Source organism: Enterobacter sp. T2, assembly GCF_010692925.1.
Lineage (GTDB): Bacteria > Pseudomonadota > Gammaproteobacteria > Enterobacterales > Enterobacteriaceae > Enterobacter > Enterobacter kobei.
This window is the reverse complement of the sequence record NZ_CP048736.1, coordinates 2146324-2171786: the sequence shown is the minus strand read 5'-3', so window position 1 is coordinate 2171786 and position 25463 is coordinate 2146324. Positions and strand designations below refer to the sequence as shown.

23 protein-coding genes and 1 pseudogene are annotated in these 25463 nt (G+C 58.1%); 7 read left to right on the top strand and 17 right to left on the bottom strand.

Going from position 1 to position 25463, the window contains the following annotated elements:
- Window positions 1-76: 76 nt before the first annotated feature.
- Genes paaK through paaA form a run of 11 tightly spaced genes read right to left on the bottom strand, consistent with a single transcriptional unit; the run spans window position 77 to window position 9586 of the window.
- Window positions 77-1393, bottom strand: a complete 1317-nt coding sequence (gene paaK, locus G0034_RS10480; protein ID WP_014883707.1) for a phenylacetate--CoA ligase PaaK — start codon at window positions 1391-1393, stop codon at window positions 77-79.
- Window positions 1394-1419: 26 nt separating this feature from the next.
- On the bottom strand, window positions 1420-2625 hold the full coding sequence (pcaF, locus tag G0034_RS10475; protein WP_179120824.1) for a 3-oxoadipyl-CoA thiolase: 1206 nt from the start codon (window positions 2623-2625) through the stop codon (window positions 1420-1422).
- Window positions 2625-3047, bottom strand: a complete 423-nt coding sequence (paaI, locus tag G0034_RS10470) for a hydroxyphenylacetyl-CoA thioesterase PaaI (RefSeq protein WP_014883705.1) — start codon at window positions 3045-3047, stop codon at window positions 2625-2627. The genes pcaF and paaI overlap by 1 nt, the downstream gene beginning before the upstream one ends.
- Window positions 3037-4461, bottom strand: a complete 1425-nt coding sequence (gene paaH, locus G0034_RS10465; RefSeq protein WP_179120823.1) for a 3-hydroxyacyl-CoA dehydrogenase PaaH — start codon at window positions 4459-4461, stop codon at window positions 3037-3039. Before paaH ends, paaI begins: the two co-directional genes overlap by 11 nt.
- 1 nt (window position 4462) lies before the next feature.
- Window positions 4463-5251 (bottom strand): 2-(1,2-epoxy-1,2-dihydrophenyl)acetyl-CoA isomerase PaaG, encoded by a 789-nt coding sequence (gene paaG / locus G0034_RS10460; protein ID WP_047626268.1) that lies wholly within the window; start codon window positions 5249-5251, stop codon window positions 4463-4465.
- Window positions 5251-6018, bottom strand: a complete 768-nt coding sequence (gene paaF / locus G0034_RS10455; protein WP_179120822.1) for a 2,3-dehydroadipyl-CoA hydratase PaaF — start codon at window positions 6016-6018, stop codon at window positions 5251-5253. Before paaF ends, paaG begins: the two co-directional genes overlap by 1 nt.
- Window positions 6015-7085, bottom strand: a complete 1071-nt coding sequence (gene paaE / locus G0034_RS10450; RefSeq protein WP_045269530.1) for a 1,2-phenylacetyl-CoA epoxidase subunit PaaE — start codon at window positions 7083-7085, stop codon at window positions 6015-6017. The genes paaF and paaE overlap by 4 nt, the downstream gene beginning before the upstream one ends.
- Before the next feature lie 7 nt (window positions 7086-7092).
- On the bottom strand, window positions 7093-7590 hold the full coding sequence (gene paaD / locus G0034_RS10445) for a 1,2-phenylacetyl-CoA epoxidase subunit PaaD (protein WP_088126804.1): 498 nt from the start codon (window positions 7588-7590) through the stop codon (window positions 7093-7095).
- Between the two features lie 11 nt (window positions 7591-7601).
- Window positions 7602-8348 (bottom strand): 1,2-phenylacetyl-CoA epoxidase subunit PaaC, encoded by a 747-nt coding sequence (paaC, locus tag G0034_RS10440; protein ID WP_179120821.1) that lies wholly within the window; start codon window positions 8346-8348, stop codon window positions 7602-7604.
- An 8-nt stretch (window positions 8349-8356) separates the two neighbouring features.
- Window positions 8357-8644 carry a 1,2-phenylacetyl-CoA epoxidase subunit PaaB gene (gene paaB, locus G0034_RS10435; protein ID WP_006175064.1) on the bottom strand — a complete coding sequence of 96 codons (288 nt, stop codon included), beginning with the start codon at window positions 8642-8644 and terminating at the stop codon, window positions 8357-8359.
- Between the two features lie 12 nt (window positions 8645-8656).
- Window positions 8657-9586, bottom strand: a complete 930-nt coding sequence (paaA, locus tag G0034_RS10430) for a 1,2-phenylacetyl-CoA epoxidase subunit PaaA (protein ID WP_014883698.1) — start codon at window positions 9584-9586, stop codon at window positions 8657-8659.
- Between the two features lie 285 nt (window positions 9587-9871).
- On the opposite strand from paaA, the gene paaZ reads away from it, so the two are divergent.
- The 3 genes from paaZ (at window position 9872) to G0034_RS10415 (ending at window position 15614) form a co-directional block, all read left to right on the top strand.
- Window positions 9872-11911 carry a phenylacetic acid degradation bifunctional protein PaaZ gene (paaZ, locus tag G0034_RS10425; RefSeq protein ID WP_023338291.1) on the top strand — a complete coding sequence of 680 codons (2040 nt, stop codon included), beginning with the start codon at window positions 9872-9874 and terminating at the stop codon, window positions 11909-11911.
- Window positions 11912-12115: 204 nt separating this feature from the next.
- Entirely contained in the window at window positions 12116-14389 is a 2274-nt protein-coding gene (gene tynA, locus G0034_RS10420) for a primary-amine oxidase (RefSeq protein ID WP_179120820.1), read from the top strand.
- A gap of 118 nt (window positions 14390-14507) precedes the next feature.
- Window positions 14508-15614 (top strand): GGDEF domain-containing protein, encoded by a 1107-nt coding sequence (locus G0034_RS10415; RefSeq protein WP_023330317.1) that lies wholly within the window; start codon window positions 14508-14510, stop codon window positions 15612-15614.
- 86 nt (window positions 15615-15700) lie between these two features.
- On the opposite strand, the gene G0034_RS10410 is transcribed toward G0034_RS10415, so the two are convergent.
- Window positions 15701-17200: an aldehyde dehydrogenase family protein gene (locus tag G0034_RS10410; RefSeq protein WP_179120819.1), complete on the bottom strand. Its 1500-nt coding sequence runs from the start codon at window positions 17198-17200 to the stop codon at window positions 15701-15703.
- 240 nt (window positions 17201-17440) lie between these two features.
- Between G0034_RS10410 and feaR the strand changes: the two are divergent.
- A pseudogene (feaR, locus tag G0034_RS10405) lies at window positions 17441-18348 on the top strand (transcriptional regulator FeaR).
- Here feaR and G0034_RS10400 read toward each other — a convergent pair.
- From G0034_RS10400 to G0034_RS10390, 3 genes are read right to left on the bottom strand one after another with little or no spacing between them, the layout of a single operon-like run.
- Entirely contained in the window at window positions 18349-18666 is a 318-nt protein-coding gene (locus tag G0034_RS10400; protein WP_023330315.1) for a YdbL family probable chaperone protein, read from the bottom strand.
- 7 nt (window positions 18667-18673) lie between these two features.
- Entirely contained in the window at window positions 18674-18865 is a 192-nt protein-coding gene (locus tag G0034_RS10395) for a YnbE family lipoprotein (protein WP_010430706.1), read from the bottom strand.
- Window positions 18862-21501 (bottom strand): YdbH family protein, encoded by a 2640-nt coding sequence (locus tag G0034_RS10390; RefSeq protein WP_045135008.1) that lies wholly within the window; start codon window positions 21499-21501, stop codon window positions 18862-18864. Before G0034_RS10390 ends, G0034_RS10395 begins: the two co-directional genes overlap by 4 nt.
- 210 nt (window positions 21502-21711) lie before the next feature.
- Between G0034_RS10390 and G0034_RS10385 the strand changes: the two genes are divergently transcribed.
- Entirely contained in the window at window positions 21712-22701 is a 990-nt protein-coding gene (locus G0034_RS10385; RefSeq protein ID WP_023338286.1) for a 2-hydroxyacid dehydrogenase, read from the top strand.
- 19 nt (window positions 22702-22720) lie between these two features.
- Here G0034_RS10385 and G0034_RS10380 read toward each other — a convergent pair whose 3' ends face one another.
- Both G0034_RS10380 and G0034_RS10375 read right to left on the bottom strand, forming a co-directional pair.
- Complete coding sequence (locus G0034_RS10380; protein WP_058689971.1) at window positions 22721-23929, bottom strand: MFS transporter; 1209 nt, start codon at window positions 23927-23929, stop codon at window positions 22721-22723.
- A gap of 106 nt (window positions 23930-24035) precedes the next feature.
- Window positions 24036-24488, bottom strand: a complete 453-nt coding sequence (locus G0034_RS10375; RefSeq protein ID WP_179120818.1) for a MarR family winged helix-turn-helix transcriptional regulator — start codon at window positions 24486-24488, stop codon at window positions 24036-24038.
- Between the two features lie 71 nt (window positions 24489-24559).
- Here G0034_RS10375 and G0034_RS10370 point away from each other — a divergent pair, with 71 nt between their 5' ends.
- Both G0034_RS10370 and uspF read left to right on the top strand, forming a co-directional pair.
- Window positions 24560-24850, top strand: coding sequence for a DUF1330 domain-containing protein (locus tag G0034_RS10370; protein WP_014883686.1), 291 nt, complete (start codon window positions 24560-24562; stop codon window positions 24848-24850).
- Window positions 24851-24995: 145 nt separating this feature from the next.
- Window positions 24996-25430 (top strand): universal stress protein UspF, encoded by a 435-nt coding sequence (gene uspF, locus G0034_RS10365; protein WP_023338284.1) that lies wholly within the window; start codon window positions 24996-24998, stop codon window positions 25428-25430.
- Window positions 25431-25463 lie beyond the last annotated feature (33 nt).

The window sequence follows — 25463 nt, the reverse complement described above, 5'->3', positions numbered from 1 at the left end:
TTGGTCTGGATGAATCATAGCATATTCCCCTCACCCTAACCCTCTCCCAAGGGGAGAGGGCTGACTTGTGGGAAACTCAACCGTTGGCCGCGACTTTACGCAAATCAAACACCCGACAGGCCTTGCCCTCTGAACGCGGGATGCTGCCGCAGTTGACTATCATCACATCGGTGGAAATCCCCACCATCGATTTAATGCGATGACGCAGCTGGTGGCACACCTGGCAACGCTGCTCGTGGGTCAGCGTTAAGCTGCTCTCTTTCAGCTCCACCTTCACGGAAAGTGAATCAAGATGTCCGCGACGGTTCACCTCCAGCTGGTAGTGGGGTGAGAGATGTTCAAACTTCACAATCTCCTCTTCCAGCTGTGACGGGAAGACGTTGACGCCGCGGATGATCAGCATATCGTCGCTGCGACCGCTGATCCGGTCCATGCGGCGCATGGTACGTGCGGTGCCGGGCAGCAGACGCGTCAGGTCGCGGGTGCGGTAGCGGATCACCGGCAGCGCCTCTTTAGTGAGCGTGGTGAACAGCAGTTCGCCCTGCTCGCCGTCGTTCAGCGGCGTGCCGTCGTTCGGGTTGACGATCTCCGGATAGAAATGATCTTCCCAGATGGTCGGACCGTCGGCGGTTTCAATACACTCCATCGCCACGCCCGGCCCCATCACTTCAGAGAGGCCGTAAATGTCCAGCGCCGTAATCCCCAGGCGTTTTTCGATTTCACGGCGCATGGCCTGTGTCCACGGCTCGGCGCCGAATACCCCCACGCGCAGGGAACAGGTGCTGGCATCGCCGCCCATCTGACGTTCCAGCTCCTCAATCAGGTTGAGGCAATAGGATGGCGTCACCATGATCATGTCCGGCTGGAAATCACGGATCAGCTGCGCCTGCTTCTCCGTCTGGCCGCCGGACATCGGGATCACCGTCGCCCCTAAGCGCTCGGCACCGTAATGTGCGCCCAGTCCGCCGGTAAACAGACCATAGCCATACGCCACGTGAATTTTGTCCTTCGCACTACCGCCCGCGGCGCGCAGGGAACGGGCCACCAGGTTGGCCCAGTTGTCAATGTCGCCCTGCGTGTAGCCGACAACGGTCGGTTTGCCGGTGGTACCGGACGATGCGTGAATGCGCACCACCTGCTCCATCGGCACGGCAAACGTATCAAACGGATAGTTATCCCGCAGGTCCTGCTTGGTGGTGCACGGGAATTTGCGGATATCCGCCAGCTCGTTGAAATCGTCAGGGTGAACGCCCGCGGCGTCAAACTTGCGTTTGTACATCGGCACGTTGTTGTAGGCGTGATGCAGCGTCCATTTCAGACGCTCAGTCTGCAGCGCCTGTAACTCGTCAAGGGAGGCTGTTTCAATCGGATCAAGCTTTGTTGTATTTGTCATTGTAGGGTGCTCACAGTGAAATTTGATCAAACACGCTCAAGGATCATGGCAATGCCCTGACCCACACCGATGCACATCGTACAGAGCGCGTAGCGCCCGTTGCGTCGATGCAATTCATTACTCGCGGCCAACGCCAGTCTGGCCCCGCTCATTCCCAGCGGATGGCCCAGCGCAATCGCGCCGCCGTTCGGGTTAACGTGCGCTGCATCATCCGGCAAACCCAGCTGACGCAGGACACCCAGCGCCTGCGCGGCGAAGGCTTCGTTGAGTTCGATGACGTCCATATCGTTGATGCTGAGACCGGCACGCTCCAGCACCCGGCGGGTGGCAGGCACCGGTCCGAGCCCCATTAAACGTGGCTCCACGCCTGCCGTTGCCATCGCCACGATCCGCGTGCGGGGGATTAATCCCTGCGCCAGCGCCATTTTCTCGCTGGCGATGATTAACGCCGCCGCGCCGTCGTTGACGCCGGACGCATTCCCCGCCGTCACCACTCCGTTCTTACGGAACGGCGTTTTCAGCCCGGAAAGCTGTTCGAGCGTGGTCTCTGCGCGCGGATGTTCATCCACGCTGAATTCGGTGACCGTCCCTTTTTTACCCGGTACCCGTACCGGCACGATTTCCTGCGCCAGAATGCCGTTCTGTTGCGCCAGAGCGGTTCGTTGCTGGCTGCGCAGCGCGAACGCGTCCTGATCGGCACGGCTGATATTTAACAATTCAGCTACATTCTCTGCCGTTTCCGGCATACTGTCAGTTCCGAATTGCTGATGCATGAGCGGATTCACAAATCGCCAGCCGATGGTGGTATCAAAGATCTCCGCCTGGCGCTGAAACGCGGCGGTGGCTTTCCCCATCACAAACGGTGCGCGGGACATGGACTCGACGCCGCCCGCCATCAGCAGGTCGCCATCACCTGCTTTAATAGCGCGAGCAGCGAAGCCTATTGCGTCCAGACCCGAGCCGCACAGGCGGTTAATGGTGGTTCCGGATACCGTCTGCGGCAATCCGGCCAGCAGCGCCGACATTCGCGCCACGTTGCGGTTATCTTCCCCCGCCTGGTTGGCGCACCCGAAAATCACATCATCAATTCGTTCCAGGTCGAGCTGCGGGTAGCGGTCCAGCAGCGCACGCAGCGGTACAGCACCGAGATCGTCCGTTCGCACGGCAGAAAGCGCGCCGCCGTAGCTCCCCACTGGTGTTCGAACGCCATCACAAATAAATGCGTCACGCATCAGGCCTCTCCTGTGACAGTGCCGCCGATGCGGTGTGATTTTCCGCGGAACAGGGCGACGGTTTTCTGTTGCTGGTTCTGAATTTCAATGTCGTACACGCCGGTCAGTTTGCCCTGATGCATCACCCGCGCGGTGGCGGTGAGCTTATCTCCGGCAAAGCCCGGACGCAGAAAATCGATCGAGCAGCCGGAGGCCACCGCCGCCAGCCCCTGGCTGTTGCAGGCGTAGGCAAAGGCGGTGTCTGCCAGCGAAAAAAGTTGGCCGCCGTGACAGGTTTTGTGGCCGTTGAGCATCTGCGGGGTGATGGTCATCGTCACCACCGCGTAGCCCTCGTCCATATCGACAATGTCCATCCCCATCGCCTGCGCGCAGGCGTCCTTTTCGTACATCGTGCGGGCGTTATGCCAGGCGTTATGACTCATAGCTACTCTCCAGAAGCGCCCGCTGGCGCAGCAGTGAACAGGGGCGATAACGTTCTTCGCCGTAATGTCGTTGCAGGTTCTCCAGCAGGGTCAGCAGGCGCTGCCAGCCCAGACGCTCGCCCCAGGCGATCGGGCCGCTCGGGTAGTTCACGCCCAGACGCATGGCGGTGTCGATGTCCTTCGCGCTGGCGACCCCCTTTTGCAGGGCATCCAGCGCTTCGTTAGCAATCATTGCCAGCGTGCGCCAGACCAGCAGACCGGGATAATCGGCAATTTGCACCACCCGGAGACCCTGCTGTTGCAGGTAGCGGATGGCTTTTTGCGTCGCGGTGTGCGGGTTGCTGGCGGCCGCCGCAATCACCGCCACGTCACGCTCAATACGGTCCATCACCACTACCGGGCCGTTGAGGCGCAGCGCCAGTGCTTGAGCGGTTTCCCCCTGCGTTTCAACCAGATACACATCATCAATTTCTGTGACACCGTCACGTCTTTTTTCCACGCGCATCGGGCTGTAGCTGTCATTTACGGTCTCAACCCACTGCACGACGGGTTTCTCCCCCTGCCAGTCGTAAACCCCTTTTCCGCTCTTTTTACCCAGCCTTCCGGCCAGCACCAGCTCCTGCTGCACCAGCGAAGGCAGGAAACGACGCTCCTGCCAGAAGGCGTTAAACACCGAGCAGGTCACCGCAAAGTTGACGTCCTGACCAATCAGGTCGGTCAGCTCCAGCGGCCCCATCGGAAAACCGCCGCCCTCGCGCAGCGCAGCGTCAATCACCTCCGGTGGAGCGACCTGCTCTTCAAGCGCACGCCAGGCTTCGGAATAAAACGGGCGCGCGACACGGTTGACGATGAACCCAGGCGTTGACTGGCAGCGAACGGGTTGTTTACCCCAGTTCAGCGCCAGTTCACACAGCGCGTCTGCCACTTCCTCAGAGGTCGCCAGCCCGCTGACCACCTCCACCAGCTTCATCACCGGCGCGGGGTTAAAGAAGTGCAGCCCCGCCACGCGCTCCGGATGATTCACGTCTGCCGCAATCGCCGTGACGGAAATGGACGATGTGTTGCTGGTCAGCAGCGTCTGGGGCGGACAGATCTCCGCCAGCTGCGCAAACAACGCCTTTTTCACCTCCAGCCGTTCGGAGGCCGCTTCAATCACCAGCTCGGCCGCGGAAAGCGCGGTGATATCCGTCACCGGAAGCAGCCGGGCCAGGATCTGGGCGCTGGCATCGGCGGAGAGCTTTCCGCGCGTTACCCGGGAGGCCAGACGCTGGCGAATCCCGTCGATGGCGCGTGAAATCGCATCGCCGGCGATGTCGTAAAGCAGAACCTGATGGCCGTGGCTGGCGGCAACTTCGGCAATGCCCGCGCCCATCGTGCCGCTGCCAATCACGGCGACCGTGCGTATGTTCAGCATCTTATTTCCCCGTAAAGTTCGGCGTGCGCTTCGCCAGGAAAGCGCTGACGCCTTCGCGGTAGTCGTCGCTGCGACCGGCCAGACGTTGATAGTCGCGCTCCAGGTCAAGCTGGGCATCCAGGGTGTTGGTTTCCGCGGCGTTAATCGCCTGCTTGATCAGCCCCAGCCCAAAGGTTGGCTGAGACGCAAAGTGCAGCGCCATCTGCTGCGCGGTAGTGGAGAGCTGGTCGTCATCCACCACCTGCCAGATCATTCCCCACGCCTGCGCCTGTTCGGCGCTGAGTTTATCGCCGAGCAGCGCCAGTCCCATGGCGCGGGCACGTCCGGCCATGCGTGGCAGCAGCCAGGTGCCGCCGCAGTCCGGCACTAAGCCGAGCTTGCTGAAGGCCATCACAAAGTTGGCGGAACGGGCGGCAATCACCATGTCGCAGCCGAGCGCCAGCGTGGCGCCCGCGCCGGCCGCTACGCCGTTGACTGCACAAATGACCGGCTTCGGCAGTTTTGCCAGGCGGCGTACCAGGGGGTTGTAGAAGGTTTCAACCGACATCCCCAGGTCCGGTGCCGGGCCGTTGGGGTCGACGTTGCGGTCGTTCAAATCCTGACCGGCACAGAAACCGCGCCCTGCGCCGGTGATCAGCAGGCAGCGGATGGTGTCATCGCGCTCAGCCTGTTTCAGGCATTCTGCAAGCTGCTGATGCATCACGTCATTAAAGCTGTTCAGACGCTCCGGACGGTTCAGCGTAATGGTCATTACGCCCTGTTCTACTTGACTGAGAATACATTCCACAATTAGCGTCCTTTAAAGTCGGGGGTGCGTTTTTGTAAGAAAGCGTCAATACCTTCCCGGCGGTCTTCGGTGGCAGAGAGCAGCGTAAAAAGCTGACGCTCCTGCATCAGGCCAGCCTGCAGTGGCACCTCCTGAGACTGACGAAGCGCCTGTTTCGCCGCCTGCAGCGCCAGCGGGGAATGGCGCGCCATCACTGCCGCCTGCTTCAGGGCATACTCCAGCGTCAGGGATGCCGGGAAGACATCGCTGACCAGCCCGGCGCTCAACGCCTGCTGCGCAGTAATGCTCTCTCCGGTCAGCACCATTTTGCTGGCAAGGGATTTACCGACGCTGCGGATCAGTCGCTGGGTACCGCCCGCCCCCGGCATAATGCCGAGGGTGATTTCCGGCAGGCCAAATCGTGCGTTATCCCCGGCAATCACCACGTCGCACAGCAGCGCAAGTTCACATCCGGCGCCCAGCGCGAAACCGTTGACGGCGGCGATCAGCGGTTTGTTAAACGCGTTAATGCGCGCCCATAGTTGCGGGCGGATATCGTTCAGGGTGGCTGGCAGGTCTTTCTCTGCCATTTCGTTGAGATCGGCCCCGGCGGCAAAGCAGCGTTCGTTGCCGTAGATCACACAGGCCGAGATGTCGGCATCAACCGCAGCGCTTTCCAGCGCGTTGGCTATTTGCATCAGCAGGGCGTTATTCAGGGCATTACGCGCCGCCGGACGGTTCAGCGTCAGCTGCAGCACGCGGCCATGACGGGTAACAGTCAGTTCGCTCATGCCATCCCCTTTGCGTCAAAGTCGACGATCACGTCGGCGGTGAGCGGCAGTGACTGACAGCTCAGCACATACCCGGCGGCCAGCTCGTCCGGCTCTAGACTGTAGTTGGTCGCCATGTCCACCTTCCCGCGCAGCACTTTGCATTTACAGGTCGCGCACACGCCGCCTTTGCAGGCATAAGGCAGGTCCGCCCCCTGACGCAGGGCAGCATCGAGAATGCTTTCGTCGTCTGCCGTCAGGGTAATTTCGCGGTCGCGCCCGTCCTGTCGCACGGTCACTTTCTGTCCTTCCGCCTGCACATTTACCGTGCGTTTCACGGCGGTCCCCGGCGTATTAAAGCGCTCAAGGTGAATGGATTTTTCCGACATCCCCAGCGCCTTCAGCGCGGCTTCGGCCTCGTCCATCATCGACGACGGGCCGCAGATAAACGCGTCGTCGTACTGACGGAAGTTGATCAGGGTTTTCGCCAGCGCCTGCAGCTTTTCCCCGTCGATGCGGCCATACAGCAGATCGCTGTCCAGCCGCTCCTGGCTGAAGATGGAGACCAGCTGCAGCCGCTGTGGATATTTATCTTTCAGGTCCGCCAGCGCCTGGCGGAACATCATGCTCTGGCTGCTGCGGTTGCCGTAAATCAGAGTGAAATGGCTGTTCGGTTCCGTGGCCAGCGTGGCGGAGAGGATCGCCAGCATCGGGGTGATGCCGGAGCCTGCGGCTATCGCCAGGTAGTGGCCTTCACGTTCGGCCTGCGGCTGATAGCCAAATTGCCCCTGCGGAACCATCACCTCCAGTGCCATGCCTGCTTTGATCTCATCCCGGGCATAGCGGGAAAAACGCCCGCCTTCGATGGCTTTGACCGCCACGCTGATCTCACCCGGCGCGGTACTCCGGCAGATGGAGTAACAGCGGCGCAGCTCGTCCCCGCCCAGCTTCGTTTTCAGCGTCAGGTGCTGTCCGGGGCGAAAGCGGTAGGCTTCCTGCAGCGCCTGCGGCACCGCAAACGTGATGGTCACCGCGTCGCGGGTTTCGGGTTCCACTTTTGCCACTGTTAATGAATGAAACGTTGTCATGGCAGCCTCAAATGCATTTGAAATAGTCGAAGGGTTCGCGGCAGGTGTTGCAGCGGTAAAGCGCTTTGCAGGCCGTCGAACCAAATTCACTGATTAGCGCGGTGTCGGTACTGGCGCAGCGCGGGCAGCTCACCTCCAAAGGTGCGTGCGCGTGGCAGCTATGCCCCACGGGCGGGCTGATGCCGTAAGCCCGCAGGCGTTCGCGCGCGTCGGCGGTCATCCAGTCGGTGGTCCAGGCAGGGTCAAGCTGGAGCACAATGTGCACCGGGGTAAAGCCATGCGCGGTCATCACGTCGCGGATCGCCCCCAGCAGGTGTTCCGTTGCCGGGCAGCCCGAATAGGTTGGCGTGAAGCCAATCACCCAGCCTTCCCCCTGTGCCTTGACGCTGCGCACCATGCCTAAGTCGGTGATGGTTAATACCGGCACTTCCGGGTCCGGGATCTGGCTTAACAGCGACCAGATCTCCGGGATTTGCGCCGGTGCGATGTCGACGAGACGTTGCATAGCGTTCTCCTTTACCACTGCTGACCGGGATACGCGCGCTGGAGATACTGCATTTCTGCCAGCATCGGCCCCAGATGTTCGGTATGCAGCCCCTTCTTACCCCCGCTGCGGTACGCCACCTCGTAGGGTACGCTCAGGCTGGCTTCTTTAAGACCGGCATACACTTCGCTTTCCCACGGCTGGCGCAGGGTGCGTGGGTCCACCGCCACGCCGGAATCTATCAGCGCCAGCTCAACGTCATCGGCATCGAACAGCTCTGCCGTAAAGCGCCACAGGTTATCGATGGCCTGCTGCATTTTTTGTGCGGACGTTTCGGTCCCGTCGCCCAGGCGTACCAGCCAGCCGCGGCTAAAGCGCAGGTGGTAGCGCGCCTCTTTGATCGCTTTGGCGGCGATGGCGGCAAGCTGGCCGTCAGTGCTGCGGGTCAGGCGCTCATACAGCGCCACGTTCCAGGCATCCATCAGGTACTGACGGGCAATCGTGTCGGCGAAATTGCCGTTGGGTTGCTCCACCAGCAGGACATTGCGGAACTGGCGCTCGTCGCGCCCAAACGCCAGGGTATCTTCGTCGCCCTCACCTTCACATGCAGCGGCGTAGGCCAGGAAATTGCGCGCCTGGCCCAGCAGATCAAGACCGATATTGGCCAGCGCGAGATCGATCTCCAGCTCCGGCGCGTGGCCGCACCAGGCCCCCAGACGCTGGGAGAGCACCAGACCGTTGTCGCCCAGACGCAGGGCATAGGCTGTGACTGTTTTCATCCTTCGCCTCACATGTGCTCGATGCCATCGGGGATGGTGTAGAACGTCGGATGGCGGTAAACCTTGCTTTCCGCCGGATCGAAAAATTCGCCGCTCTCTTCCGGCTGGGAGGCAATAATCTCGCTCGCCTTCACCACCCAGATAGAACATCCTTCACTGCGACGGGTGTAAGCATCGCGCGCATTTTCCAGCGCCATGCGATCGTCGGCGGCATGCAGGCTGCCCACGTGACGGTGGGACAACCCTTGTTTGCTGCGTACGAACACTTCGTACAGCGGCCAGTAGACATTGCTCATGATTATTTCCTCTTATGCGGCCTGACGGGCGCGTTGTTTTTCTGCGTGGGCCAGGGCGGCTTCCCGCACCCACGCCCCGTCTTCCCAGGCTTTACGTTTCGCGGCCAGCCGTTCGTGGTTGCAGATGCCGCGCCCGTTAATCACCTCTTCAAATTCCTGCCAGTCGATTTCGCCGAAGCGGTAGTGACCGCTCTCTTCATCAAAACGCAGGTCAGGATCCGGCACCGTCATCCCCAGCATCGCCACCTGCGGCACCGTGTTGTCGACAAAACGCTGACGCAGCTCGTCGTTTCCGAAGCGTTTGATTTTCCAGGCCAGACTGCGGGCGCTGTTTGGCGAGTTATCGTCGTTCGGCCCGAACATCATCAGCGCAGGCCACCAGAAGCGATTGATGGCGTCCTGCAGCATCTGGCGCTGCGCCTCACTTCCCTGGGCCAGCGCCATGCAGGCTTCAAAGCCCTGACGCTGGTGGAAGCTCTCTTCTTTGCAGATTTTCACCATCGCCCGGGCATACGGACCGTAAGAGGTGCGGCACAGCGCCACCTGATTGACGATGGCAGCCCCGTCCACCAGCCAGCCGATGACACCGATGTCGGCCCAGCTCAGGGTGGGATAGTTAAAAATGGAGGAGTACTTCATCTTGCCGTCGAGCATCTTCTGGTAGATGTCTTCCCGTGCGCAGCCCAGCGTTTCTGCCGCGCTGTAGAGGTAAAGTCCGTGTCCGGCTTCATCCTGTACTTTCGCCAGCAGAATCGCTTTTCGGCGCAGCGTGGGTGCGCGGGTGATCCAGTTACCTTCCGGCAGCATGCCGACGATTTCGGAATGCGCATGCTGACCAATCTGGCGGATCAACGTTTTACGGTAGGCGTCAGGCATCCAGTCCTGAGGCTCAATCGCCGTCTCCTGCGCTATGCGCTGCTCAAACCGTTGTTCTTGCGTCACGTCATCACCTTTATGATTCGTTAGTTTGCAAATTAAAGCGAAATGATGAATCACTTTGTTTTTTAAAAGTTACACAAAGGTTAAATATAACCCCAAGAATTGTTTCCTTGTTTTGTGATGGTGCTCGCAAGGCTTTTGCTTTCGCCCTTGCAGATAGCGGTCTGACGGGCTGCAATTCATCAGGCCAGATCACAGCATTAACAATTCATTAAAATCTCAGCTTGCTTTTTATGATTCATAATTAAACTATTAATGGTGAAATTACGTAACACTTGGAGATAAGCGATGCAGCAGTTAGCCAGCTTCTTGTCCGGTACCTGGCAGTCTGGCCGGGGCCGTGAACGCGCCATTCATCACGCCATCAGCGGCGAAGCATTGTGGGAAGTCACCAGCGAAGGGCTGGATATGGCGACCGCTCGTCGCTATGCGATTGAGCGCGGTGGCGAAGCGCTTCATAAGATGACCTTTATTGAACGTGCAGCCATGCTGAAAGCGGTAGCGAAACACCTGCTTAGCGAAAAAGAGACGTTCTATGCCCTCTCCGCCCAGACCGGGGCGACGAAAGCGGACAGCTGGGTGGATATTGAAGGCGGGATTGGCACCCTCTTTACTTACGCAAGCCTGGGCAGCCGGGAGCTGCCGGATGACACGCTGTGGCCGGAAGATGAGTTGATCCCGCTGTCAAAAGAAGGCGGTTTTGCCGCTCGCCACGTTCTGACCTCGAAATCCGGCGTGGCGGTACATATCAACGCCTTTAACTTCCCCTGCTGGGGGATGCTGGAAAAGCTGGCGCCGACCTGGCTTGCCGGGATGCCCGCCATCATTAAACCGGCCACCGCCACCGCGCAGGTGACACAGGCGATGGTGAAATCTATCGTGGACAGCGGACTGGTGCCGGACGGCGCCATTAGCCTGATTTGCGGCAGCGCGGGAGACCTGCTTGACCATCTCGACAGCCAGGACGTGGTGACTTTTACCGGCTCCGCCAGTACCGGGCAAAGCCTGCGCGTTCACCCGAATATTGTGGCGAACGCGATACCGTTCACCATGGAGGCCGACTCCCTGAACTGCTGCGTGCTGGGTGAAGACGTCACGGCGGAGCAGCCGGAGTTTGCCCTGTTTATCCGGGAAGTCGTTCGCGAGATGACCGCCAAAGCCGGACAAAAATGTACCGCTATCCGCCGTATCATCGTCCCCCAGAATCAGATTGATGCCGTCAGCCAGGCGCTGATTGCCCGGCTGGAAAAAGTGGTGGTGGGTGATCCGGCGCAGGACGGGGTGAAGATGGGCGCCCTGGTGAATGCCGAACAGCGCGCCGACGTGCAGGAGAAAGTGGACCTGTTGGTTACGGCGGGATGCCAGATCCGTCTGGGTGGCAAAGCGGATTTACAGGCCGCGGGCGCGTTCTTCCCACCGACCCTGTTGTTCTGTCCGCAGCCGGACGAAACCCCTGCGGTGCACTCAACTGAAGCTTTCGGCCCGGTCGCGACGCTGATGCCGTATCGCCATACAGAGCACGCGATGGCGCTTGCCCGCGCGGGCGGCGGCAGCCTCGCAGGAACGCTGGTTACCGCTGATTTAGCCCTTGCCCGCCAGTTCATTGCCGGTGCGGCACGTGCCCACGGTCGTATTCAGATCCTCAACGAGGAATCATCCAAAGAGTCCACCGGCCACGGCTCCCCGCTGCCGCAGCTGGTGCACGGCGGGCCCGGTCGCGCGGGCGGTGGTGAGGAACTGGGCGGCCTGCGCGCGGTGAAGCACTACCTGCAGCGCACGGCGATTCAGGGCAGTCCGACCATGCTGGCGGCCATTGGCAAGCAGTGGGTGCGCGGCGCAACCGTGCAGGAAGATCGCGTGCATCCGTTCCGAAAATACTTTGAGGAGCTGCAGCCGGGCGACAGCCTGCTGACGCCGCGTCGCACCCTGACGGAAGCGGATATTGTGAACTTTGCCTGTCTGAGCGGGGATCACTTCTACGCCCATATGGACAAGATTGGTGCGGCAGAGTCGATCTTTGGCGAACGGGTGGTTCACGGTTACTTCCTGATCTCCGCCGCAGCGGGACTGTTCGTCGATGCGGGGGTCGGACCGGTGATTGCCAATTACGGTATGGAAAACCTGCGCTTTATCGAGCCGGTCAAACCGGGCGACACCATTCAGGTGCGCCTCACCTGCAAACGCAAAACGCTGAAGAAGCAGCGCACCGCGGAAGAAAAACCGACGGGCGTGGTGGAGTGGGCGGTTGAGATTTTCAACCAGCACCAGCAGGCCGTTGCGCTCTACTCCATCCTGACGCTGGTGGCGCGCCAGCGGGGTGAATTCTAACACCTTACCTTCACCGCCTTCCCTGCCGGGTGGCGCGATGCTTACCCGGCCTACGACGACCTGCCGGGTGTGACACCGTCCCGCTCTTTTTTTAACCTGGCAAGTGCAACAAATAACCTGGCAGATGCAGGCAAACGCTTTTCTCAGGCGTCTGTCAGGATAAGGCTGACACAACACAATAAACACAACAAGATGAGGTCTACGATGGGAAGCAATTCTTCTTTTTCTGCCCGTAGAACGGCACTGGCCATGGCCGTTGCGCTGTGTTGCGCCTGGCAATCCCCTGTTTTCGCCCACGGCAGCGAGGCGCATATGGTCCCGATGGACAAAACGCTGCAGGACTTCGGCGCAGACGTGCAGTGGGACGATTACGCACAGATGTTCACCATTGCGAAAGACGGCGCCTTTGTGAAGGTCAAACCGGGCGCAAAAACCGCTATCGTCAACGGTAAAACCCTCACGCTTGAGGTGCCGGTGGTGATGAAAGGCAACAAGGCCTTTATCTCAGAGACGTTCATCAACGATGTTTTCCAGTCCGGTCTCGATCAGACCTTCCAGGTTGAAAAAAGTCCTCACCCGTTAAATGCGCTCACGGCAGACGAAATTAAGCAAGCCGTAGAGATTGTTAAAGCCTCTGCAGATTTTAAACCGAATACCCGCTTTACCCAGATCGCCCTTGCGGAGCCAGAGAAAGCCAAAGTGTGGGACTATGTGCTCAACGGCACGGCAGTGGATACCCCTCGCCAGGCGAAGATCGTCATGCTTGACGGAAAGCATGTCATCGAGAGCCTGGTGGATCTGAAGGATAAAAAAATTCTGCGCTGGGAACCGGTCAAAGACGCGCACGGCATGGTGCTGTTGGATGATTTCACCGCGGTTCAGCAGATCATTAACGACAGTACCGAATTTGCTGAGGTGCTTAAAAAGCACGGCATAACCGACCCGAAAAAAGTGATTACCACGCCGCTGACCGTCGGCTATTTCGACGGTAAAGATGGTCTTAAGCAGGAAGACCGTTTGCTGAAAGTGGTGAGCTATCTGGATGTCGGCGACGGCAACTACTGGGCACATCCGATTGAAAATCTGGTGGCGGTGGTCGACCTTGAGCAGAAGAAGATCCAGAAGATTGAAGAAGGTGCCGTTATCCCGGTTCCCCTGACCCCACGCCCCTATGATGGCCGCGACCGCATAGAGACACCGAAAAAACCGCTCGACATCATTGAACCGGAAGGCAAGAACTACACCATAACCGGCGACAGAGTGCACTGGCAGAACTGGGATTTCCATCTGAGTCTGGACTCGCGCGTGGGCCCGATGATCTCAACCGTCACGTATAACGACAACGGTAAGAAACGTCAGGTGATGTATCAGGGGTCGCTCGGCGGCATGATTGTCCCTTACGGCGATCCGGACGTGGGCTGGTACTTTAAAGCCTATCTCGACTCCGGCGACTACGGCATGGGCACCCTGACCTCGCCGCTGGTGCGGGGTAAAGACGTGCCGTCCAACGCCGTGATGCTCAATGAAACCATCCCGGACTACACCGGCGCGCCGATGGAGATCCCGCGCGCAATCGCCATTTTCGAACGCTATGCCGGGCCGGAATACAAGCATCAGGAGATGGGTCAGCCAAACGTCAGCGCCGAGCGTCGTGAACTGGTGGTGCGCTGGGTGAGTACCGTCGGTAACTACGATTACATCTTCGACTGGGTATTCCATGAGAACGGCACCCTCGGCATTGATGCTGGCGCGACGGGTATCGAAGCGGTGAAAGGCGTTCAGGCCAAAACCATGCATGACGCCACCGCCAAAGACGATACCCGTTACGGCACGTTGATTGACCACAACATTGTCGGCACCACGCACCAGCACATCTATAACTTCCGTCTTGATATGGATGTCGATGGTATTAACAACAAGCTGGTGGCGATGGATCCGGAAGTGAAACCCAATACCGCCGGTGGCCCGCGCACCAGTACCATGCAGGTCAATCAGTACGACATTGATACCGAACAGCAGGCAGCACAGAAATTTGACCCGGGCACCATCCGCCTGCTGAGCAACACCCGTAAAGAGAACCGCATGGGCAACCCGGTCTCGTATCAGATTATCCCCTACGCGGGCGGCACCCACCCGGTGGCAACCGGCGCGAAATTTGCCCCGGATGAGTGGATCTACCATCGCCTGAGCTTTATGGATAAACAGCTGTGGGTGACCCGTTACCACCCGGATGAACTTTATCCGGAAGGTAAATTCCCTAACCGCTCCATCCACGACACGGGCCTGGGACAGTACAGCAAAGATAACGAGTCGCTTAACGATCAGGATGACGTTGTCTGGATGACCACCGGCACGACCCACGTCGCCCGCGCGGAAGAGTGGCCGATCATGCCAACGGAATGGGTGCATGCCCTGCTTAAACCGTGGAACTTCTTCGACGAGACACCAACGCTCGGAAAGAAAAATGACGAAAAATAACCCACCGCCGGGCAATCGCCCGGTTTTTTTTGCCCTGCCGTTTGAGGATCGTCCATGCTTGCTTATAGTTACAGATATCTCACCTGCATGATTTATCCCCCGGACGGGAAAGGGCTTTATGGAAAAAAGAAAAAAACCGACACTGGAACGCGCTACCTGGCCGACGCGCCACGCGATGGTCATGCATGGGCTGGCGATGAACCTGCCCTGGCTGGCGTTCGTCAACGTCAGCTTCGCCGTGATGATCCTGCTGCGACACGTCCTGCTTAAGGCCAGCGATCCGCTTTATCCTCATATACCGCAACTGACGACCCTGGTCGATGCCTCGATGCTCGGCATTATTATCCTCTCTGCCGCGTTGATCCTGATGGCCTGGCGGCGTATTGCGGGTATCAGCGTGGTGCTCTTTATCTGTAGCGCCATCTGGTCGGTATCCTGTTTTTTGTTTATTACCTATTTGCTGCTGCCCCACGTCTGGCCGCTGTGCGTGATTTTGTTACTCGCAGGGTTAACGGCGCTCTACTTTTACCCTGAGGGATTACTCGCCTTTGTGCTTCCGCTCTGGATCACCCTGCCGGTCGCAAGCTGGATACTCAACGATGGCCTCAACCTTCACTTTGTCATCATCTGGAGCGTGTTTACCCTGATCCTGATCTGCGGGCGTTTTATCCTGTTGAGCTGGTTTGATGAAGCCTGGCGTCGTAATCAGCAAAATCAACTGCTGATCTCACGGCTGGATGCGCTGGCGCATCAGGATCCGCTAACCAAAACCGCCAACCGCCGGAGAATGGAGGTGGTGCTGGAAAACGCGGTTGAGCAGAAGAAACCTTTCTCGCTGATTATGCTGGATATCGACTATTTCAAACGCTACAACGACACCTACGGCCATCAGGCGGGTGATGACTGCCTGACGCGCGTGGCGCGGGTGCTGAAGCAGTCGGTACGAACGCCGGACGACGTCGTATCACGTTACGGCGGCGAGGAGTTTGTGGTGATCCTTTTCAATTGCCCGCTAAACATCGCAGAAAAGGTTGCCATGCGTATTCAGGACGGGCTGCGCACGGAGGCCATACCGCATGGCGCCTCGACGGTCAGCGACCATGTGACCGTGAGCATGGGGATTGCCGGCATGACGGAGGGGTTAGCCGGCACCGAAATAATCGCCCGCGCCGATGCGGCGCTTTATCGGGCGAAAGAGGCCGGGCGGGATCGGTGGTCGCTTTGAATAATGCCGGGTGGCGCTGCGCTTACCCGGCCTACAAAACCAGAGAAAGTAGGCCGGGTAAGGCGTAGCCGCCGCCCGGCTTGTTTTCAATACCTCACACACACCGACTTCGTCTCACACCATCCGTCCAGCCAGTCCGGGCCAAAGTCGCGACCGGTGCCGGACTGCTTCATGCCGCCGAACGGCAGGTTGGCGTCGATCAGCGTATGGCTGTTTACCCAGACGGTGCCCGCCTGCAGCCTGTCGGTGTACTCCAGCGCCTTGCTGATATTCTGCGTCCAGACGCTGGCGGTCAGGCCATATTCGGTGTCGTTTGCCAGCTGAAGCGCCTCTTCACCATCGGCAACGCGCACCAGATTGACCACCGGGCCAAACACCTCTTCGCGGGTTAAGCGCAGCGCGGCATCCGGGTTGACCACCAGCGTCGGCGAAACGTAATAGCCTTTCCCTTCCGGGCCACGGTTACCGACAATCAGCTCTGCGTGGCGAGATTGCGCTTCATCGAGGAAAGTCTGCACCTTGTCACAATGCGCACGCGACACTAGCGGGTTGATAAATGCTTCCGGGGACATACCCGGCCCGACGCTCAGGCATTTCACCGCCTGTTCGAAGCCGCTGACCAGCGTGTCAAACAGCGGCGCTTCAATGTAGATACGGGAACTCGCCGCACACACCTGTCCCTGGTTCAGGAAGCTCCCGGTCATCAGGCCTTCGATCACCCACGCCGGGTCCGCATCTTTGAGTACGATAGCCGGGTTTTTGCCCCCCAGTTCCAGGGTCACGCCTGTCAGGGTATCTGCCGCCGCGCGGGCAATTTGCTTGCCCGTCGCCGTTGAGCCGGTAAAGCTCACCTTTGCAATATGCGGATGCGAGGTCAGCGCTGCGCCGCACACCGCGCCGCTCCCGGTCACCACGTTGAATACCCCGTCCGGAATGCCCGCTTCGCTGGCCAGTTCCGCCACGCGCAGCATGGTCAGCGGCGTGGTTTCTGATGGCTTGATGACAATCGAGCACCCCGCCGCCAGCGCAGGCATCACTTTCCACATCCCAATCATCAGCGGGAAGTTCCAGGGCACAATCCCGGCCACCACGCCAACCGGCTCTTTACGTGTCCATGCCTGATAACGCGCCCCCTGTGGCAGGGGAATAGAAAGGTCGAGGGTTTTGCCTGCGATTTTGGTGGTCAGCCCGGCGGTATAGCGCATCCAGTTCAGGGTACAACCCACTTCAAAGAGACGGGAAATGTTAATCGATTTCCCCTGCTCCAGCGTTTCAAGCTGGGCCAACTCCTCGCTGTGCTGTTCAACCAGATCGGCGAAACGGAGCAGGATCCGCTCGCGCTCCGCCGGTAATTTTCCGGCCCAGCTGCGGGCAACAAAAGCACGCCAGCCGGACATGACGGCACGGTCAACGTCATCGACGCTGGCATCGGCCGTCGAGGCAATCACCTCGCCCGTGGCCGGGTTATAGACGTTGAGCCGCTTTTCGCTGTCCGACGCGGCCTGACGCCCTTCAATCCACAGGCCATGATGTCGGTCTAAAAACTGCTGCACGGCAGGCTGAATAGCCACCTGGGATTCGGACATAGGATACTCCTTCGTTATTATTCGCAGGGTGTTCATCCAGTCTAAGAGGGGTTTCGCATTCTCGCTTTTGTCTCTGTGACATTCGCTTTGCCACCTGTGACAGGTGCCGCAAATCGTGATAATTCCACCTTATATCGCTGTTCCCGATGAGTGTTCTTTCCTATAGTCAGCCCAGAGCTCTGACAAAACGCAACATAAATGCAACAATGCGAAAACATTGACGATGCAGTGAGAGAAACGATGGCGTGTGCAAGCGAGCAGGAACAGTATCAGCAGTGGCTGGCGCAGATTAACCAGGTGTGCGGGCGTTTTAATGCACAGCCCTCCGGGGGAAAATTCGTCGGCGAACTGGAGACCAGCTATGCGCGCAGCCTGAAGCTCAGCACCGTCACCGCCGGCGGCGTAAATCTGTTCCGCTCCCGTCAGGAGATCAAACAGAGTAATGATGCCTGGTTCTATACCGTCTTCCAGCTTGAGGGCAGTGCGGAAATTGAACAGGATGACCGTCGCGCTGTGCTCCGAACAGGCGATATCACGTTGCTTGACGCCTCCCGGCCCTGTCAATCAACTGGCAGGAAAAATCCCGCCAGATTTCGCTGCTGGTACCCCGCCAGATTATTGAGCAACAGTGTCGTTTCCATGAGATTAGCTGCGCGCTCGCCCTCTCTCGCTCGCTGCCAACGGTACAGCTGAGCCATCGCCTGCTGATGGAAAGCATGAACAACGCCGACCTGAGTGACCGGGAGAGCGAAGCCGCGCTCGAAGCCATGGTCTGCCTGCTGCGCCCCGCGTTTCAGCAACGCGACGTGATTCAGCCGCGCAAGGAACGCCAGTTCCAGCATGTCGTGGCGCTGATTGACGATCATATTCAGTCTGACTCTCTGCGCCCGGAGTGGATTGCCGCCGAGAGCGGGATGTCCGTGCGCAGCCTCTACCGCATGTTTGCCGAGAAGGGGCTGGTGGTCGCGCAGTACATTAAAAACCGTCGGCTGGATCTCTGTGCGCAGGTGCTGCGCTCTGCCGGGGATGATGAAAAGCTGGCGGGAATTGGCTACAGCTGGGGGTTCACCGACCATAGCCATTTTTCAACGGCCTTTAAGCAGCGTTTTGGCGTCTCGCCCGGCGAATACCGCAAGCGCCACCGCTAGCTATTTTTTCAGCCATTTGCCGTTAATTCCCTTCACGTATTCGCCCGGCTGCGCGCGAGCAACCAGTTTTTGCCCCGCCATTTTCGCCACTTCATCGACTGGTAAATTATTGCTGTCGGCCAGCTTCTGATAGCTCTCGGTGCGCGCCGCGTTAATACGGTTTACCAGCGCCAGCGTTTCTGCATCCTGTTGGATCGGGGCAATATACCCGCTGAGTGTTTCCCCCACGCGCCCCTGCGCCCGGGCATCATTTAAGGTCAGCGCAGCCGCCTGCGCATTCATCCCCAGAGCCAGTAGAATCAGAGCTAAACGTTTCATGGCATCCTCAGAACAGATCGCTGCGCGATTTCAGCAGGGTTTCAACGTCTTTATCGACCTTAATGTGGATCTCGTGTTCGATTTTGACATTCATATTGATGGTAATCGGCTCTTTCGGCGCAGCGACTTCAATACGCGGCGTACAGCCGGTCATTAGCGCAGCAACGGCAACGGTGAGTACACCAGCCATCTTTTTCATTGTTGTTCCTCACTTTCCTTGCCAGTCGAACTGCGGAGACCGGGTATCGCCGCGTGTTGCTCAAACCAGGTTTGCAGGTTGTCTCCAAAACGCAGGCTGCGCCAGAGGGTAAAGACATTCTCGTCATGGGTATAGTTCAGGTTGACGGAGCTGCTTTTGCCATCCACACGGCTGGTTCCCTTGATGGTCGCCTGCATGGTTAATTCACCCAGGTTATCTAAATTGATTCTTGTCCACGAACGAGAAATTTCCATATAGCGGAGCCAGTTGATCGCGGCACCCGCAACCATATTATCTTTCACGATGGCATCCGCCGTATCTTTGTCGATACGCAGCGTCATTGGGCCAGGGTTGGTCAGCCAGCCATCTTTAATGATCCATTTTTCATTGTCCAGCCAGAATGGCAGCGCCCCGCTTACCGGGCCTGACATGGCAAACTGTTTCGGATTGACGGCGCCGATCAGTTCACTTGACGAGATATTGTCCACGCGGAGCAGCGCCGGATCGTGCTGCGGCATCCGCAACTGCTGCATCGTAATCTTCCCGCCGAGGGTTTCCACTTTCACGTTGGTAAGCAGCAGCGGATTGTCCTCCGTCCAGGGATAATCCCCCTGTAGATCGGCGGTAATATTGCGCGCGGTCACCAGGTTTTCCACTTCGCCAATACGCAACGTAACCGGGCCGCGCGTGCCCAGGGACCAGGTCCCCTTGCTGAAGCGGAACGGCAGCACAAAATCGACACCGTTGATCTGGTTATCCGGCATCCAGGCGCTACCGGCTTTCAGCACGCCGTGCCCCCCCGCCTCAAAGCCCTGATCGGCCGCCGCCGAGAAAGCCACCTGCGCATAGAGTTCCCCGTCACGCAGCGTCATTTTCCAGTCCGGAGGGATCAGAGGCTGGAACACGGTGAGCGACTGTTTCGGCCACCAGGCCTGCCCGCGAAGACGTTCACCATCCCAGCGACCATTCACCTGTACCGGGCCGATTTTCTCTGCATGGAGGTCGCCCTTAAACTGGAACACCGTCGGATCGGTGCCGTCGACGCTAAAGGTCAGCACCGACGGTGGCAGCGTGCTGCCACCGGAGAAACGGGTTTGCCCGGCATTGAGCGCCAGCGCGCCGCTGAACGTCGGCTTTTCGGCGTCACGGAACCAGCGCACGGGTTGATCCAGCACCAGACGCGGCGTGCTGACCTCCATGGTTCCATACTGGAGCTTGTCAAAACCGGTGGAGAGCGCCGTGAGCTCAATGAGTTTGTCACGCCACTCGCCTTTCCCGGCGACATCCCAGCGGGCATGCATCGGCGTAAAACTCCCTTTTCCCCAGTAGCGCCACTGCCAGAGACCGCTGTCGGGTAAAAAGTCGTTCGCCTGCCCGTCCAGATGCAGTTCAAAATCGCCCATCTCGTTTTCATGGGCACGCAGGATAGCCTGTAACCGCCCGTCCACGCCCTTCTGCGTCAGCTTCACACCTGCCAGCGGCCAGCGGATTTCATCGATATCAAGCGAGTCAATGATGCGCCCGCGCGAGCGAAGCAGTGCGCCCGGTTCAAAGGCGAGTTGCGGTTCATATACGCTGCCGGTCAGTGTTGCCGGCAATTTGGCATAAAGAATGAGGTCGTTTTGCTTCGCCTCACCGCTGAGATGCAGCGGCATGTCGCTGTTTTCCATACTGAGCCTGCCGGGCCCAATATTGAGTACCGCGTTGCCTTTCCCAGCATCACCATGGGTAAGCACGTTCAAACGCCCGGTCAGGGTGGCTTTCTCAAGCCCCTGCTGCCAGTTATCGGCGCGAAGCGAAACGCGTCCGCTCAGCGGCATACCGGACAGATCCCAGTTCCAGCGCCCGTCGCTGATGTTCAGCTGTTCCGCCGTAACTTGCCACGGCAGATCGAGCAGCGGATCGGGATTGTCCCGCGCCATCACCACCAGTTGTCCACGGTTGTCTTCCCAGTCCAGATCGGCATCGACGAGAGACGTCAGTTGTGGCACGTTAAAGGTTGCCACCGCGTGGCCTTTTACCGGCACGCCATCCGGCACCAGCGGCAGAGTGAACTCCCCCACCAGTTTGATGGGCTGCGGCTGATCGGGTAGCTGAACATCGAACTGGCTGACCGAAAGCGTCTGGCCGCGAAGCGTTCCTTGAATGCTCACCCGCTCGCCTTTATAGGCTATCTCCTGGCTGGACGGGGTCAGCGAGGCCTTCAGCTCACCCTGCCACTGCTGCCAGGGCGAGAGGGTGAGACGGTGAATGGTCAGCCAGGTATTCGGTAACACCGCCTGCCACTGCGCCAGCGTTTTGGGGGCAACGGTCGACGGCGCGGATTGGGGAATTTTGCTGAGGCAGACGGCGTTAAGATCCAGCGCGCCGATATCCAGCTGCCAGCGGCTCGGATGTGACAGCGTCACGTTCTCAATGCGAGCAATTTCGCACTCTTCTACCAGATAGCGGAGATCGGGGATCACCAGCGCATGACGAGTCAGTTTAGGACTCTCTTCGAAAGCGATACGCGTCCCGACGGGAAGCCAGATTCCGGCAAGCGTCGGTACCCACTGAGCGAGCGTCATCAGCAGCGTCAGCGGCAATAAAATGAACAGCAGTAAAAGCGCAAGTGCGGCTTTGTATTTACCCTTCATGGGCAGTTAATATCCTGATTTAGCGAAAGAATTAAGCCGACGATGCCTTTCATTGTCGCATGTTTAGCCAGTCAGTTGAAGGAAATGCCATTTTTAAGGATAGATGCTCTAGAATAATTCATAGAACTTATTGAATTCAATAATATTTTAGAAATTGTAAGATAATTTTAATCATGCTAACGTGAATGCAAAATCACTGGAGAAAGTCTTATGAAACTCGCGGTATATAGCACAAAGCAGTACGACAAAAAGTATCTGCAACATGTTAACGAAGCTTACGGGTTTGAGCTTGAATTTTTCGACTTTCTGCTGTCCGAAAAAACCGCCAAAACGGCGCACGGCTGTGAAGGCGTCTGCATTTTTGTTAACGATGACGGCAGTCGTCCGGTGCTGGAAGAGTTGAAAAAACAGGGAGTGAAGTATATCGCCCTGCGCTGTGCAGGCTTTAACAACGTGGATCTCGATGCGGCGAAAGAGCTGGGGCTGAAGGTGGTGCGCGTTCCGGCCTACTCCCCGGAAGCCGTCGCGGAACATGCGATTGGCATGATGATGTCGCTCAACCGTCGTATTCACCGCGCTTATCAGCGCACCCGTGATGCCAACTTCTCGCTGGAGGGGCTTACCGGCTTTACCATGTATGGTAAAACCGCAGGGGTGATCGGGACCGGGAAAATTGGCGTCGCTGCCCTGCGGATCCTCAAAGGCTTTGGCATGCGTCTGCTGGCATTTGATCCGTATCCAAGCGCCGCGGCGCTGGAGCTGGGCGTGGAATATGTTGACCTGCCGACCCTGTTCTCGCAGTCTGATGTGATCTCCCTGCACTGCCCGCTGACGCCGGAAAACTATCACCTGCTGAACCAGGCGGCGTTTGACCAGATGAAGGACGGCGTGATGATCATCAACACCAGCCGTGGTGGCCTGGTTGACTCTCAGGCCGCTATCGAAGCGCTGAAAACCCAGAAAATTGGCGCGCTCGGGATGGACGTGTATGAGAACGAACGCGATCTGTTCTTTGAAGACAAGTCCAACGATGTGATTCAGGACGACGTGTTCCGCCGCCTGTCTGCCTGTCATAACGTCCTGTTTACCGGTCACCAGGCGTTTCTGACGGCTGAAGCGCTGATCAGCATTTCAGAAACCACGCTGGGTAACCTGCAGCAGCTGGAAAAAGGCGAAACCTGCCCTAACGAGCTGGCATAAGTATGACGCCGGGTGGCGGCTATGCCCCACCCGGCGTACTGTCTGTTTCCCAGGTTCGGTGAGCAACGCGCCACCAGAGCAGGACGGCCACCAGCGCAATCGCGCTCAGCACGCTGAATGCCGTCGCAAAGGAGTAATGCCCGGCTATCGTGCCGGTTAACGCCGGGCTCATCGATGCCCCAACGCCCTGCATCAACATCACCACGCTCTGCCCGGCATTGACGTGCCCGCTCCCGCGCAACAGCACAACAATAAACGACGGTACCACGACGCCGAGGATGCCAGCGGCCAGCCCGTCGAGAATTTGCACCGGGATCATCATCAACGGCGCGTCCGTGGACGCCGCCAGCGCCGCACGCACCGGCATCACCAGCAGCGCCAGCATAATTAATCGCCAGTAGCCGTAGTGTTCTATTCTCCGTGCGACCCAAATGGCGACGGGGATCATCACGGCCTGAGAAATAATGACAGTGCCCGCTGCATACAAGCCGGGGTTGATTGAGGCGGGTGCCGCCGCAACCCTCATGCTGAGCATCGGTAATAGCGCAGCGTTCGCCAGATGGAACAGGAGCAGCGTCAGTCCAGTAATAAACAGCGCCCGGTTTTTAATCAGCACCGCAAAGCCCGGAACAGGCAGGTTCGCTGAAGAGGACAACCCGCGCGCGGCATTGTTATCGATATCCTTATTGCGAATGGCAAGCAGCGCACACAACGTTAGCAACGTCGTACAGGTCATCAGCAGGAAAATTCCGCCGACGCCCCAGTACCAGGCAATACCGCCAGCCATCAGTGCGGTCATAAAATTGCCCGCATGATTAAACGCTTCATTTTTGCCCATCTGCGCGCTGAACCCACTCTGGCCGGTCAGCCCTAAGGTAATTCCGGTGATCAATGGCCCCACAAACGCCGCACAGATGCCGGTGATAATTTGTGAAACGGCGACAACGCCGCTCTGCTGGCTAAACCAGAGCAGAAGCGTGCTCAGGGTGATCAACAGGCAAAGCAGCGCGAGTACAGCGCGTTTGTTTCGGGAGGTGTCGGTGATGAATCCCGCCGGGAGCGTGGCCAGTAAACCCGCCAGCCCACCCGCCGTCATCAGAATACCAATATCATCAGGCGTCCAGTGACGTTCGGTGAGAAAAATACCGAGAAAAGGGCCGAGGCCATCGCGAACATCCGCAATGAAAAAACTGGTCAGGCATAACGCCCGCAGCGAACGAAGAGACATACTGCCTGCCTTTACAAAGGGTCGCCTGAAAAAATTAAAACGTAGTATACCCGGCATTGCGCGGTTTGGTACGTCGCGTTGCAGGTACGGATTGTCGCGGATCGCGTCATAAAGAAGCAGTGGCTTTGCCCAGGCTTCTCATCATATTCGTCGTCAGGCTAAGTTGTTCGCTCCCCATCTGATGGGACAGTTCTTCCATAGCTGCCTTCCATACCGGAATGACCTGTTCGAGCAGGCTCCAGCCCTCTGCTGTGAGGGTGAGTCGTTTACCGGCACGTCCCCGGCCTCCCACCGCGTCGATAATGCCGCGGGACACCATACTACCTATATTTCGACTCAGCGTGGTGGCATCTACCCCCGCCCTTGCGGCCAGTTCTGCAACGGTTTCATTGGGTGTACCTCCGATCCCAACCAAAAGACTGAACTGCTCTGCGGTCAGACCAAACGGTCTTAAGCAGGCGTTGTAATAGCGTGTAATAGCCCGGGCAGTGGCTCGCGCCTGAAACACAGGACACACTTCCGGAATGGTCTTCAGCAGCGCCACATCGATGTTGTTCATCTTTTCATCTCGACAATCAATACAATCTCAAATACTGTATATACACTATTAATCAGATTTGAGGAACAGTGATGCCCGCATTCGTCCACATCAACTTACGTATTATTGACCCTGCGCGACAGGCCAGCCTTGCCCCCCGCTTCACATTAGCGTTAGAGGAAGCGGGAGGGAAAATTGTGCATTTTGGTTCGGTTGCAGAAGTACTCGAAGGCGATGAAGCCCCGTTACCCTATGCTGGCATTTTTGAATTCCCGACTTTAGATCAGGCGCTTGCTTTCTATCATTCAGAAAAGTATGCGCCGATTAAGGCTGAACGCCAGCTAGCCCAGCAGGCCAGGATGTTCATCGTCACGACAGGCTGAACGCGTCATTGACCCCATGCCGGGAACGTTCGCCTGTATAGCTATCACAGAACCGAAATTTGTCTCCGTTATGACAACCTGCTCTCTGTTTTCCTGGAATTAACGGTCTAACCTGAATTGTGTAAAAAACACGCAGGAGGGACACATGTACAATTCAATTTTGGTTCCCATTGATATTTCCGAAGATAGCCTGACGCATATGGTGATTCCTTTCGTTCAGGCTCATACCGCACTTAACACAGCTAAAGTCCATTTTCTTACGGTCATTCCTTCGCTACCTTATTATTCATCTTTAGGCCTGGCCTACTCCGTGGAGATGCCGAAGCTAAAAGAGTTCCAGCATGCGGCCTTAGAAAAACTGGATGAAATCGTTAAGCAATTTAAAATTCCGCCAGAAAAGGTGCAGACGCACGCCGTTACGGGATCGCCAAAAGATCAGATCCTTAAACTCGCGGACACGATCGGCGCCGACCTGATCATCATCGCCTCCCATAAGCCTGACATATCAACGTATCTGTTAGGTTCAAATGCGGCGGCAGTGGTGCGCCACGCAAAATGCCCTGTGCTGGTCGTAAGATAAAAAACCGGGCGAAAAGCCCGGTTTTTTTTCGCT

Coding starts and splice junctions, on each gene's coding strand:
- paaK (WP_014883707.1), bottom strand. CDS start 1,393: ATGACAAATACAACAAAGCTTGATCCGATTGAAACAGCCTCCCTTGAC.
- pcaF (WP_179120824.1), bottom strand. CDS start 2,625: ATGCGTGACGCATTTATTTGTGATGGCGTTCGAACACCAGTGGGGAGC.
- paaI (WP_014883705.1), bottom strand. CDS start 3,047: ATGAGTCATAACGCCTGGCATAACGCCCGCACGATGTACGAAAAGGAC.
- paaH (WP_179120823.1), bottom strand. CDS start 4,461: ATGCTGAACATACGCACGGTCGCCGTGATTGGCAGCGGCACGATGGGC.
- paaF (WP_179120822.1), bottom strand. CDS start 6,018: ATGAGCGAACTGACTGTTACCCGTCATGGCCGCGTGCTGCAGCTGACG.
- paaE (WP_045269530.1), bottom strand. CDS start 7,085: ATGACAACGTTTCATTCATTAACAGTGGCAAAAGTGGAACCCGAAACC.
- paaD (WP_088126804.1), bottom strand. CDS start 7,590: ATGCAACGTCTCGTCGACATCGCACCGGCGCAAATCCCGGAGATCTGG.
- paaC (WP_179120821.1), bottom strand. CDS start 8,348: ATGAAAACAGTCACAGCCTATGCCCTGCGTCTGGGCGACAACGGTCTG.
- paaB (WP_006175064.1), bottom strand. CDS start 8,644: ATGAGCAATGTCTACTGGCCGCTGTACGAAGTGTTCGTACGCAGCAAA.
- paaZ (WP_023338291.1), top strand. CDS start 9,872: ATGCAGCAGTTAGCCAGCTTCTTGTCCGGTACCTGGCAGTCTGGCCGG.
- tynA (WP_179120820.1), top strand. CDS start 12,116: ATGGGAAGCAATTCTTCTTTTTCTGCCCGTAGAACGGCACTGGCCATG.
- G0034_RS10415 (WP_023330317.1), top strand. CDS start 14,508: ATGGAAAAAAGAAAAAAACCGACACTGGAACGCGCTACCTGGCCGACG.
- G0034_RS10410 (WP_179120819.1), bottom strand. CDS start 17,200: ATGTCCGAATCCCAGGTGGCTATTCAGCCTGCCGTGCAGCAGTTTTTA.
- G0034_RS10400 (WP_023330315.1), bottom strand. CDS start 18,666: ATGAAACGTTTAGCTCTGATTCTACTGGCTCTGGGGATGAATGCGCAG.
- G0034_RS10395 (WP_010430706.1), bottom strand. CDS start 18,865: ATGAAAAAGATGGCTGGTGTACTCACCGTTGCCGTTGCTGCGCTAATG.
- G0034_RS10390 (WP_045135008.1), bottom strand. CDS start 21,501: ATGAAGGGTAAATACAAAGCCGCACTTGCGCTTTTACTGCTGTTCATT.
- G0034_RS10385 (WP_023338286.1), top strand. CDS start 21,712: ATGAAACTCGCGGTATATAGCACAAAGCAGTACGACAAAAAGTATCTG.
- G0034_RS10380 (WP_058689971.1), bottom strand. CDS start 23,929: ATGTCTCTTCGTTCGCTGCGGGCGTTATGCCTGACCAGTTTTTTCATT.
- G0034_RS10375 (WP_179120818.1), bottom strand. CDS start 24,488: ATGAACAACATCGATGTGGCGCTGCTGAAGACCATTCCGGAAGTGTGT.
- G0034_RS10370 (WP_014883686.1), top strand. CDS start 24,560: ATGCCCGCATTCGTCCACATCAACTTACGTATTATTGACCCTGCGCGA.
- uspF (WP_023338284.1), top strand. CDS start 24,996: ATGTACAATTCAATTTTGGTTCCCATTGATATTTCCGAAGATAGCCTG.